The sequence below is a fragment of the Runella aurantiaca genome (assembly GCF_003339505.1).
Lineage (GTDB): Bacteria > Bacteroidota > Bacteroidia > Cytophagales > Spirosomataceae > Runella > Runella aurantiaca.
Window position 1 is genome coordinate 98,095 of sequence record NZ_QPIW01000010.1, and the last position, 13,413, is coordinate 111,507.

6 protein-coding genes are annotated in these 13,413 nt (G+C 45.4%); all 6 read left to right on the top strand.

The window, feature by feature from the left end:
• The first annotated feature begins 21 nt into the window (after positions 1 to 21).
• The 6 genes from DVG78_RS14080 to DVG78_RS14105 all read left to right on the top strand — a co-directional run bounded on the left by DVG78_RS14080 (position 22) and on the right by DVG78_RS14105 (position 13,364).
• Positions 22 to 2,643, top strand: a complete 2,622-nt coding sequence (locus DVG78_RS14080; protein WP_229598227.1) for an ABC transporter permease — start codon at positions 22 to 24, stop codon at positions 2,641 to 2,643.
• Positions 2,644 to 2,824: 181 nt separating this feature from the next.
• The gene (locus DVG78_RS14085) at positions 2,825 to 3,163 is read left to right on the top strand and encodes a PadR family transcriptional regulator (RefSeq protein ID WP_114461707.1); all 339 of its coding nucleotides are present in this window, start codon (positions 2,825 to 2,827) and stop codon (positions 3,161 to 3,163) included.
• Positions 3,160 to 5,811, top strand: a complete 2,652-nt coding sequence (locus tag DVG78_RS14090) for an ABC transporter permease (protein WP_229598228.1) — start codon at positions 3,160 to 3,162, stop codon at positions 5,809 to 5,811. The genes DVG78_RS14085 and DVG78_RS14090 overlap by 4 nt, the downstream gene beginning before the upstream one ends.
• 227 nt (positions 5,812 to 6,038) lie before the next feature.
• Complete coding sequence (locus DVG78_RS14095; protein ID WP_114461708.1) at positions 6,039 to 8,420, top strand: ABC transporter permease; 2,382 nt, start codon at positions 6,039 to 6,041, stop codon at positions 8,418 to 8,420.
• A gap of 74 nt (positions 8,421 to 8,494) precedes the next feature.
• Positions 8,495 to 10,864 carry an ABC transporter permease gene (locus DVG78_RS14100; protein WP_114461709.1) on the top strand — a complete coding sequence of 790 codons (2,370 nt, stop codon included), beginning with the start codon at positions 8,495 to 8,497 and terminating at the stop codon, positions 10,862 to 10,864.
• A 100-nt stretch (positions 10,865 to 10,964) separates the two neighbouring features.
• The gene (locus tag DVG78_RS14105) at positions 10,965 to 13,364 is read left to right on the top strand and encodes an ABC transporter permease (RefSeq protein WP_114461710.1); all 2,400 of its coding nucleotides are present in this window, start codon (positions 10,965 to 10,967) and stop codon (positions 13,362 to 13,364) included.
• Positions 13,365 to 13,413: the final 49 nt, after the last annotated feature.

The window sequence follows — 13,413 nt, forward strand, 5'->3', positions numbered from 1 at the left end:
ACTTGCTAACTTAGCTCCATCATGAAACCGGACCTCAAACCGCCTCGCTGGGCCGAACGCCTGCTCGAATTCTTCTGCGCGCCTCATCTTTTGGAAGAGGTTCAAGGTGACTTACACGAGCGTTTTCAGCGGCAGGCGATGCTGTTTGGCGCAAAAATAGCGCGACAACAATACGCATGGAATGTTCTGAGTTTTATTCGCCCTTTTGCCCTTAAACGTAAAAAATCCGAGTATCCTTCCACTTATTTATACCGCCCCGATATGTTTCGCAACTACCTGAAAATCGCAGTCCGAAACCTTGTCAAAAACAAGGTTTACTCATTTATCAACATTGCCGGTTTATCAGCCGGTATGGCCGTGGCAATACTCATCGGACTTTGGATGTGGGATGAATTATCGTACAACAAGTATCACCAAAACTACGAAAAAATTGTGCGGGTCATGCAACACGTGACCAACAACGGCGAAGTGCAAACGTGGCCCAATACACCGCTTCCTTTGGCCGAAGAACTCCGCAAAAGTTACGGGAGTGACTTTAAGCACGTGACTGTGTCGCAAGATGCATACAGTATTTTGTCTTACGGCGAGAAGAAATTCAGCAAGAAAGGTGCGTATTTTGAACCCCAAATTACGGAAATGCTGACGCTGAAAATGCTGAAAGGAACGAGAAACGGCCTCCAAAACCCCAACGCTATCCTGTTATCTGAATCGGTAGCCAAGGCATTTTTCGGGGAGGTTGACCCATTGGATAAAATCATGAAAATGGACAACCAAACGGATGTGAAAGTAACGGGCGTGTATGAAGATTTGCCTGCTAACTCCGATTTTCACGAAGTAACATTTATAGCTCCGTGGCAGCTGTATTACAACAACAATGAGTGGGTTAGAACAATGGCCGACCCATGGCGGCCCAATGCCTTTCATATTTATGCTCAACTCATTCCAAACGCGGATATAACCACCGTTTCTTACAAAATTAAAGACGCCAAGTTGAACAAGGTCAGCAAAGAATTAGCAAAGAAAAAACCAGAGGTTTTTCTGCATCCCATGAGCAAATGGCATCTGTATTCTGACTTTAAAAATGGCGTCAACGTTGGCGGAAAAATCCAATATGTGTGGTTGTTTGGCATCAGCGGACTGTTTGTGCTGTTATTGGCGTGCATCAATTTCATGAATTTGAGTACAGCTCGCTCCGAAAAACGCGCCAAAGAAGTAGGGATTCGCAAAGCCGTGGGCTCGGTTCGTGCCCAAATTGTCTATCAGTTCTTTTTTGAATCCCTTTTAATGGTGTTCTTTTCCTTTGTTTTCGCCTTGCTTTTGGCGCAACTCATGCTCCCTTTTTTCAACAGCGTGGCCGATAAAACCATGTCTGTTCCTTGGGGGAATCCTTTGTTTTGGTTCACAGGCTTTGGCTTTAGTTTGCTTTGCGGATTGGTGGCGGGCAGCTATCCTGCCTTTTATTTATCTTCGTTTCAGCCCCTAAAAATCTTAAAGGGCACCTTCCGCGCAGGCCGTTGGGCAGCTTTACCCCGTCAGGTGCTAGTAACGATACAATTTACGGTTTCGGTGACGTTGATTATCGGTACCATCATTGTTTTTCGTCAAGTAAAATTTGCCCAAAATCGCCCGATGGGTTATAACAGCAATGGTTTAGTGACTTTACCCATGTACACTTCCGAAATTCATACCCATTTTGACGCCGTAAAAAAAGAACTGACAAAATCAGGGGCAATTATCGACATGGCCGAAGCGGGAAGTCCCCCAACGGAGAATTATTCAAGCACGAGTACGATTGAATGGAAAGACAAAGACCCGAATCTATCCGTTGATTTTCAGACAATAGCCATTTCGTTTGACTATGGCAAAACCATCGGCTGGTCTTTCAAAGAAGGGCGTGATTTCTCCAAAGAATTTTCTACCGACTCCTCGGGGTTGATTTTGAACGAAGCGGCCGTAAAATTTATGGGTTTGAAGAATCCAGTAGGCGAAACCATTAAGTGGTACGGAACTTCCAACAAAGTAATCGGCGTGGTGAAAGACATGATTGTACAATCTCCTTTTCAACAGGTAAAACCTTCTATTTATCATTTAACTCCGTATCCGGGAGGAGTTATCATCGTAAAAATCAACCCTTTAGCAAGTGCTGGCAAAGCATTGAGCGAGGTAGAAACGGTTTTCAAAAAGTTTAACCCTTCCCAACCGTTTGAATATCAGTTTGTGGATGAGGAATATGCCAAAAAATTCGACAATGAAGAGCGTATTGGCCAATTAGCCACTTTTTTTGCCATTCTCGCCATTTTTATCAGTTGCTTGGGAATCTTTGGATTGGCCTCTTTCATTGCCGAACAGCGCACCAAAGAAATCGGTATTCGCAAAGTATTGGGTGCATCGGTGACCAACCTGTGGCAAATGCTCTCCAAAGATTTTGTCATTTTAGTCATCATTTCGTGCGTTATTTCTGCCCCTATCGCCTATTATTTTTTACAAGAATGGTTACAGAAATACACTTATCGCACTGAGATTTCAGGATGGATTTTTGCAGTGGCAGGTTTTGGGGCGTTAGTCATTACACTCCTGACCGTCAGTTTTCAGGCCATTAAGGCGGCGTTGATGAATCCAGTGAAGAGTTTAAAAACGGAGTAAAAATCGGTCTGACTATCGTCTGACCTTTTACTCTCTGTCCACTGCGGGACAATGTTTGTCCGCAAACGGACAGATTATACTTGATATAATTTACAAAAAATGCCTTCAATCGACCCTGAAGGCATTTTTTGTGTCTTGGCAAACTATTTGTACGATAAAATAGAAACTAATCATTGTAGGTATGCGCCGCACTTATTTAGGTGAATTTGAAGAAGTGGTTTTACTCATGGTCGCCATCCTTGACGGCGAAGCCTACGGCGTTACGGTCAGTCAGGCGCTGGAGGAGCATACAGGTCGGGTTGTGACTTTTGGCACGGTGCACAATACGCTTATTCGTCTGGAAGAAAAAGGCTTTGTGAGTTCTCAACTCGGTGGAGCCACCAACGAGCGCGGCGGACGGCGCAAACGGATATTTCAGGTGACGGCCTTGGGCAGCCGTGCTTTGCAAGAAATTCAACAACTCCGCCACGAACTCTGGCAAATGATGCCTCCCACCAAACTTAGGCTTACTGGACTATGAAAGCAAATAAACTCCATCCTCCACACTGGCCCCGGCGCGTTTTGCGGTGGTTTCATCCCGCCGAAACCCTCGAAGAAGTCGAAGGTGATTTGGATGAACTATACGCCTATTGGTATCAGCGAGCGGGAAAACGACAGGCAACTTGGCGCTATGTGCTCAATGTCGTCTCGGTGCTCCCCCCTTTTGTAAAACAACGTCAACCCAAAAACGAATACCATCAGCCATCCTTAATTCAGCCATCTATGTTTCGTAATTATCTAACCATCACCCTCCGCACCTTGTCTCATAATAAGGTATATTCAGCCATCAATGTTATCGGATTAAGCATTGGTTTGGCTGCCGCCATGCTGATCATGTTGTATACCAAAGATGAGGTCAGTTACGATCAATTTCATACCAATAATCCGAACATTTATCGGATAACAAGCAAATCCATTACGCCCGAAGGCGCAGAAAACGTTGACGGTAATACCGGACATTTCCAAGGCCCCAAGTTCAGTGCTGGCGTTCCAGAAATACGTTCTTATGTGCGTTATAAAGGCGACCGCAGCGATATTAAGAAGGGAACAGAAGTCAAAAGCTATGAATCTTTTGCCGCCGACAGCAGTTTCTTTTCAATTTTCTCCTTCCCATTGATAAGCGGCAATCCCAACACGGCCCTCAAAGCGCCTAAATCAGTGGTGATTTCACAGAAAATGGCCGAACAACACTTCGGAACAACGGATGCCTTAGGAAAAACACTGCTCGTAAAGGATTCCTTTGGCGAAGCAAGCCAATTTGAGCCTTATACCGTGACTGGTGTTGCTAAAAATTGCCCGCAAAACTCCTCTATCAAATTTGATGTGCTTTTTCCCAACGTGGTGAGTAAGGAGGAAATGGAGAGCAACGAAAACTGGTTCAATGTTTTTCAGAACACCTTTGTTGTGCTTCAACCCAATGCGAATCTTAAAAAGGTCGAAGCGACCATGAACCGGATTTATCTGGCCGATGCCAAGGAAGCCATCAAGATGATTGCCGAGAAGTATGGCGATAAAAACAAAGTTGTTTATGCGTTGCAGCCTTTTACGGATATGCATTTGAGCAAAGACCTGCCCGCCCAAAACGGTCTGCAAGACAGCAGCAATCCCATGTTTTCGTACATTCTGAGCGGCATTGCGCTCTTCATTTTGCTGATTGCCTGCATCAATTTCGTGAATCTGACCGTGGCCCGTTCATTGAAACGTGCCAAAGAAATCGGGGTTCGTAAAGTAGTGGGCGGCGGCCGAGGGCAGTTAATTATGCAATTTTTGGGCGAGTCTTTTATTCTGTGTTTTGCCGCTTTTGCTTTTGCCTTGGCCTTGTTACAACTGGTACTACCAATCTTCAACGAGCTTTCCAACAAGGCACTTTCGTTTTCGTATCTGTTTGATTTCGAATTGGTGATGGGTTATATCGGCTTGTTTATCGCCACGGGTTTATTGGCTGGTTTTTATCCCGCGTTGGTTTTATCCAATTACAGTCCAGTGCAAACCCTCTACAGCCGCTTTAATCTTTCAGGCAAAAATTACCTTCAAAAAGGATTGGTCGTTTTACAATTTTCACTGGCTTCGTTTTTGATTATTGCCACTTTGACGATTTACTCCCAATTTAGCTATCTGACCAACAAAGACTTGGGTTATAACGACAAAAACGTAATCACTATTGACAAATCCCGGATGAGTCGCAATGAGGCAAAATTGTTGAAAGAAGAGTTGTTGAAAAGCCTCACTATCGTAGATGTAGCTCCTAAAAACGGAGGGCGTTGGGGAACCGTGGCGAAAGTAAACGGCGAAACCCAGCAGAGTTTTGCCTATGAAACTGTCGACGCTACCTATTTCCCACTGTTACACATTCCTATCATCAAAGGGCGCAATTTTTCGGCTGATTTTCCTTCAGACTCGACCAAAGCAGTATTGATAAACGAAACATTCGCTAAAAAAGTCGGCTGGAAAAACCCGTTGGGGCAGGTGGTGGATTTTTGGTACAACGAAGGAGAAAAATATACCGTGATCGGTGTCGTAAAAGACCATCACTTTGAGTCATTGAACGAGGAAATCAAACCGCAATTGTTCACCATGAAACCTGGCAACCTTTATGGAAAAGTATTCATCAAAATCAAACCCGGCACAGAGACTGCCAGTTTGGGACACGTAGAAAAAACCTACAAAAAGCTGTTCCCCATCAACCCTTACGAATACAAATTTATGGATGAAGAAAACATCAAACGGTACGAAGCGGAAGCCAAATGGAAGCAAATTATGCTGTTTGGCGCTATTTTGACCATTTTTATTTCCTGCATCGGTCTGTTTGGACTAGCGACGCTTTCGGCAGAGCGGCGCACCAAAGAAATCGGAATCCGTAAAGTACTGGGCGCTTCGGTGGCGAGCATTACAACATTGCTTTCGGCCGACTTTTTAAAACTCGTCAGTTTCTCCTTTATTTTCGCTTTTCCTACTGCTTATTATGCCATCAAAGAATGGTTGCAAAATTATCCTTACCGCATTGACATCAGCGCGTGGACGTTTGCAATCGCTGCCGCCTTATCCATTCTGATTGCTTTTTTCACCGTCAGTTTTCAATCCATTCGAGCTGCATTGGGTAATCCAGTGAAATCGTTGAAGACGGAGTAAAATTGGAGAAAGGGGTAAAAGGAGAATGGAACACGGATTTCTTTCTCCTTATTCATTTATCGGGAATGGGTAAGGTAGCTTTTAGAAGTGTTCATCTCCGAACAGTCAATGTCCGAAAATGGACATTGACTCCCTCAAAAAAACCATAACCCACTCAAAATCAAGCCCATTTTTGCGTGGCATGAAGTGTGAGGTGAAGAAAGTACGTATTCTCAACCTTTCGATTTATGCTACGTAATTACCTAAAAATCGCGCTACGCACGCTTTGGAAAAATCGCCTCTTTACGGGCATCAACATCGTGGGAATGTCGGTGGGCATGGCTTGCGTGGTGGTTTTGGTACTTTTTGCCCAAAAATGTCTCACTTTTGACGCATTTCACGAAAAAAGTGACCGTATTTATTACGTTCAAACCGAATCTTCCAACGGCCAAAAATACGGACAAACCGTCTACCCGATTTTGGAGCAATTGCTGAAGGATTATCCCGAAATCGAAACAGGCACGCACGTTCAGACGTGGTACCGACCTTGGATTCATTACGGCACCAAAGATGTACAAGAGAGCACCGTTTTTGTAGACTCGACTTTCTTTCAGGTGTTTAGCTTTCCGCTCAAATACGGCAACGCCACCACCGCGCTCAAAGACCGAAACGCCTTGATAGTGAGCGGAAAAATAGCTCAAAATCTATTTGGCGACATCGACCCCGTGGGTAAGACCGTCACACTCGATGATACCGTTCAATTCAAGATTTCGGGCGTACTGGCCAAACTCCCCGCCAATTCGTCGCAGCAGTTTGATGTATTGATGCCCGCAAGCACGCTTACTTCCCTCCCCGGATTTAAGAGCAATGCCGACTGGTACAATACCTTTGCGCCCGTGTTTGTACTACTCAAAAAAGGAGCCAACAAAGACGCGCTAGAAGCTAAATTACCCCAACTCGTCAAAACCCATTTTGCGCCCGAATCCCGAAAACAAATCTTACGACTAAGCGCGTTCAAAAACTTTATTCATGATCAAAACCCTACGTTCAAAGGGCTGATTTACGGAGCCATTGCCATTGCGATTTTTCTGTTGTTAATCATCAGCATTAACCTCATCAACCTCACGATGGCATCGGCATTACCCCGCATCAAAGAGGTGGCCGTAAAGCAGGTGGCAGGAGCGAGCAAACGCATCATTTTGAATCAATTCTGGACCGAATCGGGCATTGTGATGTTGATTTCATCATTCTTGGCCGTGCTTTTTGCCATTTATTTTCTGATTCCGTCTTTCAATCAGCTCCGCGACGGGCGTATGCAATTGGATATTTCATTCGGCAATGATTACCCCACCATTTTAACCGTTTTCGGCATTTCATTGCTGATTGCCTTCATTGCTGGTACTTATCCCGCCTATTACCTCATGGGCCTGAAAACGGCCGAGGCCGTAAAAGGAAAAATTTCCGCTGACCCGCGCCGGGGCCGCCTGCGCCAAAACAGCCTCATTGTCTTGCAATTTGCCCTAGCCATCGTGCTCATTGTGGCAACCATTGGGCTGCGGCAACAAATCAATTTCATGAAAACCGCCGATGTTGGTTACGATAAAAACAACGTGCTGGTTTTTAACACCGATTTGGCCTATCGCAACGAAAATGCGGCGCTTTCGGAAGGAAGAGCAATATTGGACGCACTGCGCCAAAACCCAAACGTGGTGTCATCTACGGCTTCCGAACTTACGCCAGTGCAGTATTGGCAAAACTTCAATAACTACTTCCCAGAAGGCAACGAGGCTAAAAAGGTCATCTTACGCCACGTGAGCGGTACCGCTGGCTACTTTGAAACGTTCAAGATTCCGTTTATTGAAGGTCGTGGATTTTTGGACAATTCGGCCGATTCCGTCAATCACTCCGTCGTTATCAACCAAGCAGCCATGAAAGCATTCGGTTGGACGAGCGCCGTGGGCAAACGCTTACGTCAAAACAACAACGACCAGATTTATACGGTGATTGGTGTGACCAAAAATTTCCATTACCAAAGTCTCAAAGATGACGTTGAGCCACTCCTGCATTGGTACGCGGGCAAACAGCAGCTCAGCAGTTTTTTAAGTGTACGCCTCACCGACGAATCCAAAGGTAAAGACCTGATAAACAATCTTGAAGCACGGTTTAAAAAGATTCCATCACGGCGAACATTGAATCATTTTTACCTCAGCGATGAAGTCGCCAAGTCTTACCAAGCCATCGACAACATCTGGCGCATGACCAGTTTTGTAACGATTCTCGCCATTCTTATTGCCTGTGCGGGGATTTTTGGGTTAATTTCGCTCGTGGCCAAACAGCGCACCAAAGAAATTGGGGTCCGGAAAGTACTGGGCGCGAGCATCAGCAGCATTGCCACCATGCTTTCGGGAGATTTCTTAAAACTCGTCGGTCTTGCGCTACTCATTGGGCTACCCATTTCGTATTGGTTAGGACACAAATTACTCCAGACCTTTGCTTATCGTACCGAAATCAAGTGGTGGTATCTGGCGTTGGCCGCCGTTGTTGCGTTAGGTATTGCGCTGTTTTCGGTCAGTTTCCAAGCGATTAAAGCCGCCTTGAACAATCCCGTGGAAAGTTTAAAAACGGAATAAAATTTAGTTCACAAGTATCTTTCCGTTTTTCCTTCCCATTTCAGTGATAACGTATTTCAACAAAACACACAGCCGTGATACGTAACTATTTTAAAATTGCCTGGCGAAACATCGCCAACAACCGTACTTTTTCAGCCATCAACATTCTCGGTCTTGCGCTTGGGATGGCCTGTAGTCTGCTCATATTGCTTTGGGTGCAGGACGAACTGAAAATGGATGCCTTCCACGCCAATGGACCTCAGTTGTACCACGTGATGGAGCGCCAATACTACGACGGCAAAGTTGATGCCGCCCCCAGTACTCCCGCCTTACTGGCCGACGAACTCAAGAAACAGTTTCCAGAAATCGTCCACGCAGCGGGGTTATCGTGGGAAAGTACCCACACTTTTTCGGTCGGTGAAAAACTCAACAAAGAAAAGGGCCGTTTTGCGGGGGCAGATTGGTTTAAGATGTTTAGTCTACCCCTGCTTGAAGGTTCGGTCCAAACCGCCCTCACTGGGCCGACAAACATTGCTATTTCGCGAAAAATGGCGCAGAATTATTTCGGAAGCCCCCAAGCAGCCGTGGGCAAGAGTATTCGTATAGATAACAAAGCCGATTATTTGGTCACGGCCGTATTTGAAGATTTGCCCCAACACAGCTCCGAAAAATATGATTTCCTGCTCACTTGGGATGATTTTATCAGGCGAAACGAATGGATTAAAGACTGGGGCAACAATGCCACCGCCACCCGAATCCAGCTACGCCCCGATGCCAAAGCCGAGGCTGTAGAAGCCAAAATGAAGTCCTTTCTGAAGAAGCACAACCCCAATTTAATCGGCCAAAATATTGTTATTCAACTGTTTCTTCAGCCTTACCAAGACGCCTATCTCTATTCAAACTTCAAAGATGGGTATCAGGATGGAGGGCGTATTGAGTACGTTCGGTTGTTTGGCATTGTGGCCGTTTTTATCCTGCTGATTGCCTGTATCAATTTTATGAACCTTGCCACGGCCCGCTCACTCAAACGCGCCCGCGAAGTAGGCGTACGCAAAGTAGTGGGAGCAGTACGGGGTATATTGATTGGTCAGTTTGTGGGCGAAGCATTGCTCCTGACGGCCATGGCGTTGATTTTCGGGGTCACGTTATCGGGTCTGCTGCTGCCTACTTTTAATACATTGACCGAAAAAAATATTCAGTTGCCTTTTCACCAACTCTCATTTTGGGGAACACTGCTTGGCATGGTTTTCATGACGGGAATCGTGGCAGGAAGCTACCCCGCGCTGTTTTTATCATCCCTAAATCCCATTCGAGTACTCAAAGGCTCCGTCACCTTCGGGGCGGGGGCCCGGCTATTCCGACAAGGGTTGGTGGTATTTCAGTTTGTGCTATCGATGTTGCTCATCATCGGAACCATTGTTGTGTATCGCCAACTTGACTTCATTCAAACCAAAAATTTAGGCTATAACCGGGAGAATCTGATTTATTTATCGTCCGAGGGAGACTTACCTAAAAAGTATGACACATTTAAACAACAACTCCTACAAAGCCAAGGTATTCAGAGCATTACCTTCATGGATGGCACCCCTACCAATACCTTTGGTAGTACAAACAATGTAAAATGGCCCACCAAAGACCCTAACTCCAGCGTCAGTTTTCAGTTTTCTACCGTTGATTATGATTTTTCCAAAACCTTGAATGTAAAGTTGAAAGGGCGCGATTTTGGAAAAGATTTTGGCATGGATTCCGTGAGTTATTTGATTAACGAGGCCGCTGCCCGTCGGATTGGCTACCACGACCCCATCGGGAAACCGCTGACGTTGTGGAACAAACCCGGGACTATCGTAGGCGTATTGGAAGATTTTCATCAAAATTCCATGCATGTGGCCATCGAACCGATGATTGTAAAACTCAGCCGTGATGCATCCAACAAAAATATCATTGTCCGAACTCAGCCGGGCCAGACCAAACAAGCGCTGGCAAGCATTGAAAAAACGTGGCGTGAACTGAATCCGAAATTTCCGTTTACTTATCAGTTTGCCGATCAGCAGTTTCAGAATCTATACCGCAGCGAAATGACCATCGGCTCATTGACAAATTACTTTGCCTTTCTGGCTATTTTTATTTCCTGCCTCGGGCTGTTTGGCCTCGCTACCTTTACGGCTGAACAACGCACCAAAGAAATCGGGGTTCGTAAAGTACTAGGGGCATCGGTGTCGAATGTTACGGCGCTGTTATCCCGTGATTTTCTCAAATTGGTAGTCATTTCCATCGTCATTGCTTCGCCGTTGGCTTCATGGCTCATGGATAAGTGGCTGCAAAATTTTGCGTATAAAACCACGGTAGAATGGTGGGTTTACGCACTCTCTGGCGCATTAGCCATTTTAATTGCCCTCCTGACGGTGAGTTTTCAAAGCATCAAAGCCGCCTTGATGAATCCAGTGAAGAGTTTGAAGATAGAATAAACTCGCTAGTTGTCTACCCGATAAATCTTAACATTTTTTAACCGTCAATTCTTTTCTTTCTTCTGTACCTTGTAGCCGCAATTCATTACAAATCAGAGGAATGCTAAAGAACTACCTTAAAATCACTCTGCGAAATCTCCGCGCTAAGCGGGTATATACAACGCTGAACATCATTGGTCTGTCGGTCGGTATGGCAAGTGGTTTACTTATTTTTTTGTTTATAAGCCACCATGTGAGTACCGACCGACATCATCAAAAATTTGACCGTATCTACCGAATCGTCACCGACTTGCATCTGGAAGATGGTTCGGTAGAATACTACCCCGAAGCACCATTGCCTATGGCTAGGGCATTTCGGGCCGATTTTCCGCAAATAGAGCAAGCAGCTTACTTAAAAATGAACCGTGAGCTGACGGTCAGCGTACTACTCCCCCATCAATCGACGGCAACGCGTTTTTTGGAACTCAATACCACCGCCCTTGTCGAGGGGCAATTGTTTGATATTTTGGATTATCAATGGCTCCAAGGAAACGCAAAAACCGCGCTTCACGAACCCAATACAGTGGTGATTACGCAATCGTTGGCAAAAAAATATTTCGGTGCCTTAAACCCTCTAGGTCGGACCATCAACTTAAACAATTTGGCCGAAGCCAAAATAACCGGCGTTTTGGCTGACCCTCCCAAAACGACCAACACCGACATTCAACTGTTTATTTCTATTGCTACTTTACCTCGACTCATGCCCGGTTTTAATGTCAATGATTGGGGATGGTTGAATTCCACCGACCGCGTTTATCTTACCCTCAAAAATCCGCTTGCCGCCGCTGGACTGGAAGCCGCACTGCCGGCACTTTCCCAAAAGCATTTTGGCAAAGATGCCTCCGTTTTCCGGTTTCATCTGCAACCACTGGCCGATGTCCATTTTGATGTACAACGCATTGGCGCAAGCCCAACCGTCCGACTTTCACTGCTTTGGTCGTTGGGAGGTATCGGTCTGTTTTTGATGCTGATTGCCTGCATTAATTTCATCAATATGGCAACGGCGCAGGCCCTTAGCCGTAGCAAAGAAATCGGCATTCGTAAAACACTCGGGAGCACCAAACCCCAGGTGATGCTTCAATTTTTGCTCGAAACAGCCCTTATTGTACTGGCGGCCGCCGTTTTGGCCTTCTTTTTTACGTTGATTTGTATCCCTATTTTTAATCAATGGTTGCCCAATGATTCAAACTTTCAATTCAACACACAGGCAATTGTCTTTTTGCTGTTACTTATCATTGCAGTTACACTATTGGCCGGCAGTTATCCCGCTTTTGTATTGTCGGGCTTTAGTCCGTGGGCTGCGCTGAAAGGCCAATTGATTCAACCCGGCAAGAATTTTTCGTTGCGAAAACTGCTGATAGTTTTTCAATTTGCTATTTGTCAGGCACTTCTGGTAGCCACATTAGTTGTTACCCATCAGGTTCGTTATTTGCATGAATCAGATTTAGGTTTCAAAAAAGACAATGTTTTAGTGATCAATTTACCCGATCCTTCAAAAACCGCTTTTGAAGCTTTTCGGAATGACTTACGCCAATCTCCTTCCATCAAGTCAGTGAGCGCGTCCTATCGCCCGCCGGCAGCGATGGTCATGAACGGCGGCTCCTTCAAATTTGGAAAAAAAACCACTTGGGAAACGTTTCCGATTCGGGAACGGCCGGCCGATTCTGAGTATTTGGAAACCTATGGTTTACACTTGGTTGCGGGACGAAACATTACGCCCGGCGACACCATTCGGGAGTATTTGGTCAATGAAACTTTACTCAAAAAGCTGAACATTCAGGACCCGCAACAAATTTTAGGGCGCAAACTGGAAACCTATCTGTCGCCCGTGGCTTTGCCCATCGTTGGGGTGGTCAAAGATTTTCATCTGCGCTCGTTTCATGAAGAAATCCAACCCTGCTTTATTGCCACCCAAACAGATCGTTACAAAAAGGTGGGCGTTAAAATTTCGGGGCAAAATGCGAACCAAACCTTACAATTTATTCAGCAATCTTGGCAAAAACGCTATCCGAATGAGGTATTTATGTATGAATACTTAGAGGAACAATTGGCCAAATTCTACGAAATAGAAACGCTGGTATTTCAGCTATCCGTGGTTTTTGCGGGTATTGCCATTCTGATCAGTTGCCTTGGCCTGTACGGTTTGGTACTGTTTACCATGACACAACGCACCAAAGAAATCGGTATTCGTAAAGTACTCGGTGCTTCTGTAGCGGGTATTATTTCACTGCTTTCCAAGGATTTCCTCAAATTGGTAGCCCTTGCCATCGTTGTTGCGTCGCCCTTGGCTTGGTACGCTATGAACCAATGGTTGCAGGATTTTGCGTATCATATTCAAATTGAGTGGTGGATGATTGGGTTGACGGGCACTTTGTCTATCTTTATCACCCTCCTGACGGTGAGTTTCCAAAGCATCAAAGCCGCGCTGATGAATCCCGTGCAGAGTTTGAAGGTGGAATAAAAAAGGAATGGGCAAAAGGAATAACTGTTTATTTTCTTTTGCCCATTCT

Excerpts from the sequence above, each read along its gene's own strand:
- DVG78_RS14085 (WP_114461707.1), top strand. The coding sequence starts at position 2,825 with ATGCGCCGCACTTATTTAGGTGAATTTGAAGAAGTGGTTTTACTCATG.
- DVG78_RS14080 (WP_229598227.1), top strand. The coding sequence starts at position 22 with ATGAAACCGGACCTCAAACCGCCTCGCTGGGCCGAACGCCTGCTCGAA.
- DVG78_RS14090 (WP_229598228.1), top strand. The coding sequence starts at position 3,160 with ATGAAAGCAAATAAACTCCATCCTCCACACTGGCCCCGGCGCGTTTTG.
- DVG78_RS14105 (WP_114461710.1), top strand. The coding sequence starts at position 10,965 with ATGCTAAAGAACTACCTTAAAATCACTCTGCGAAATCTCCGCGCTAAG.
- DVG78_RS14095 (WP_114461708.1), top strand. The coding sequence starts at position 6,039 with ATGCTACGTAATTACCTAAAAATCGCGCTACGCACGCTTTGGAAAAAT.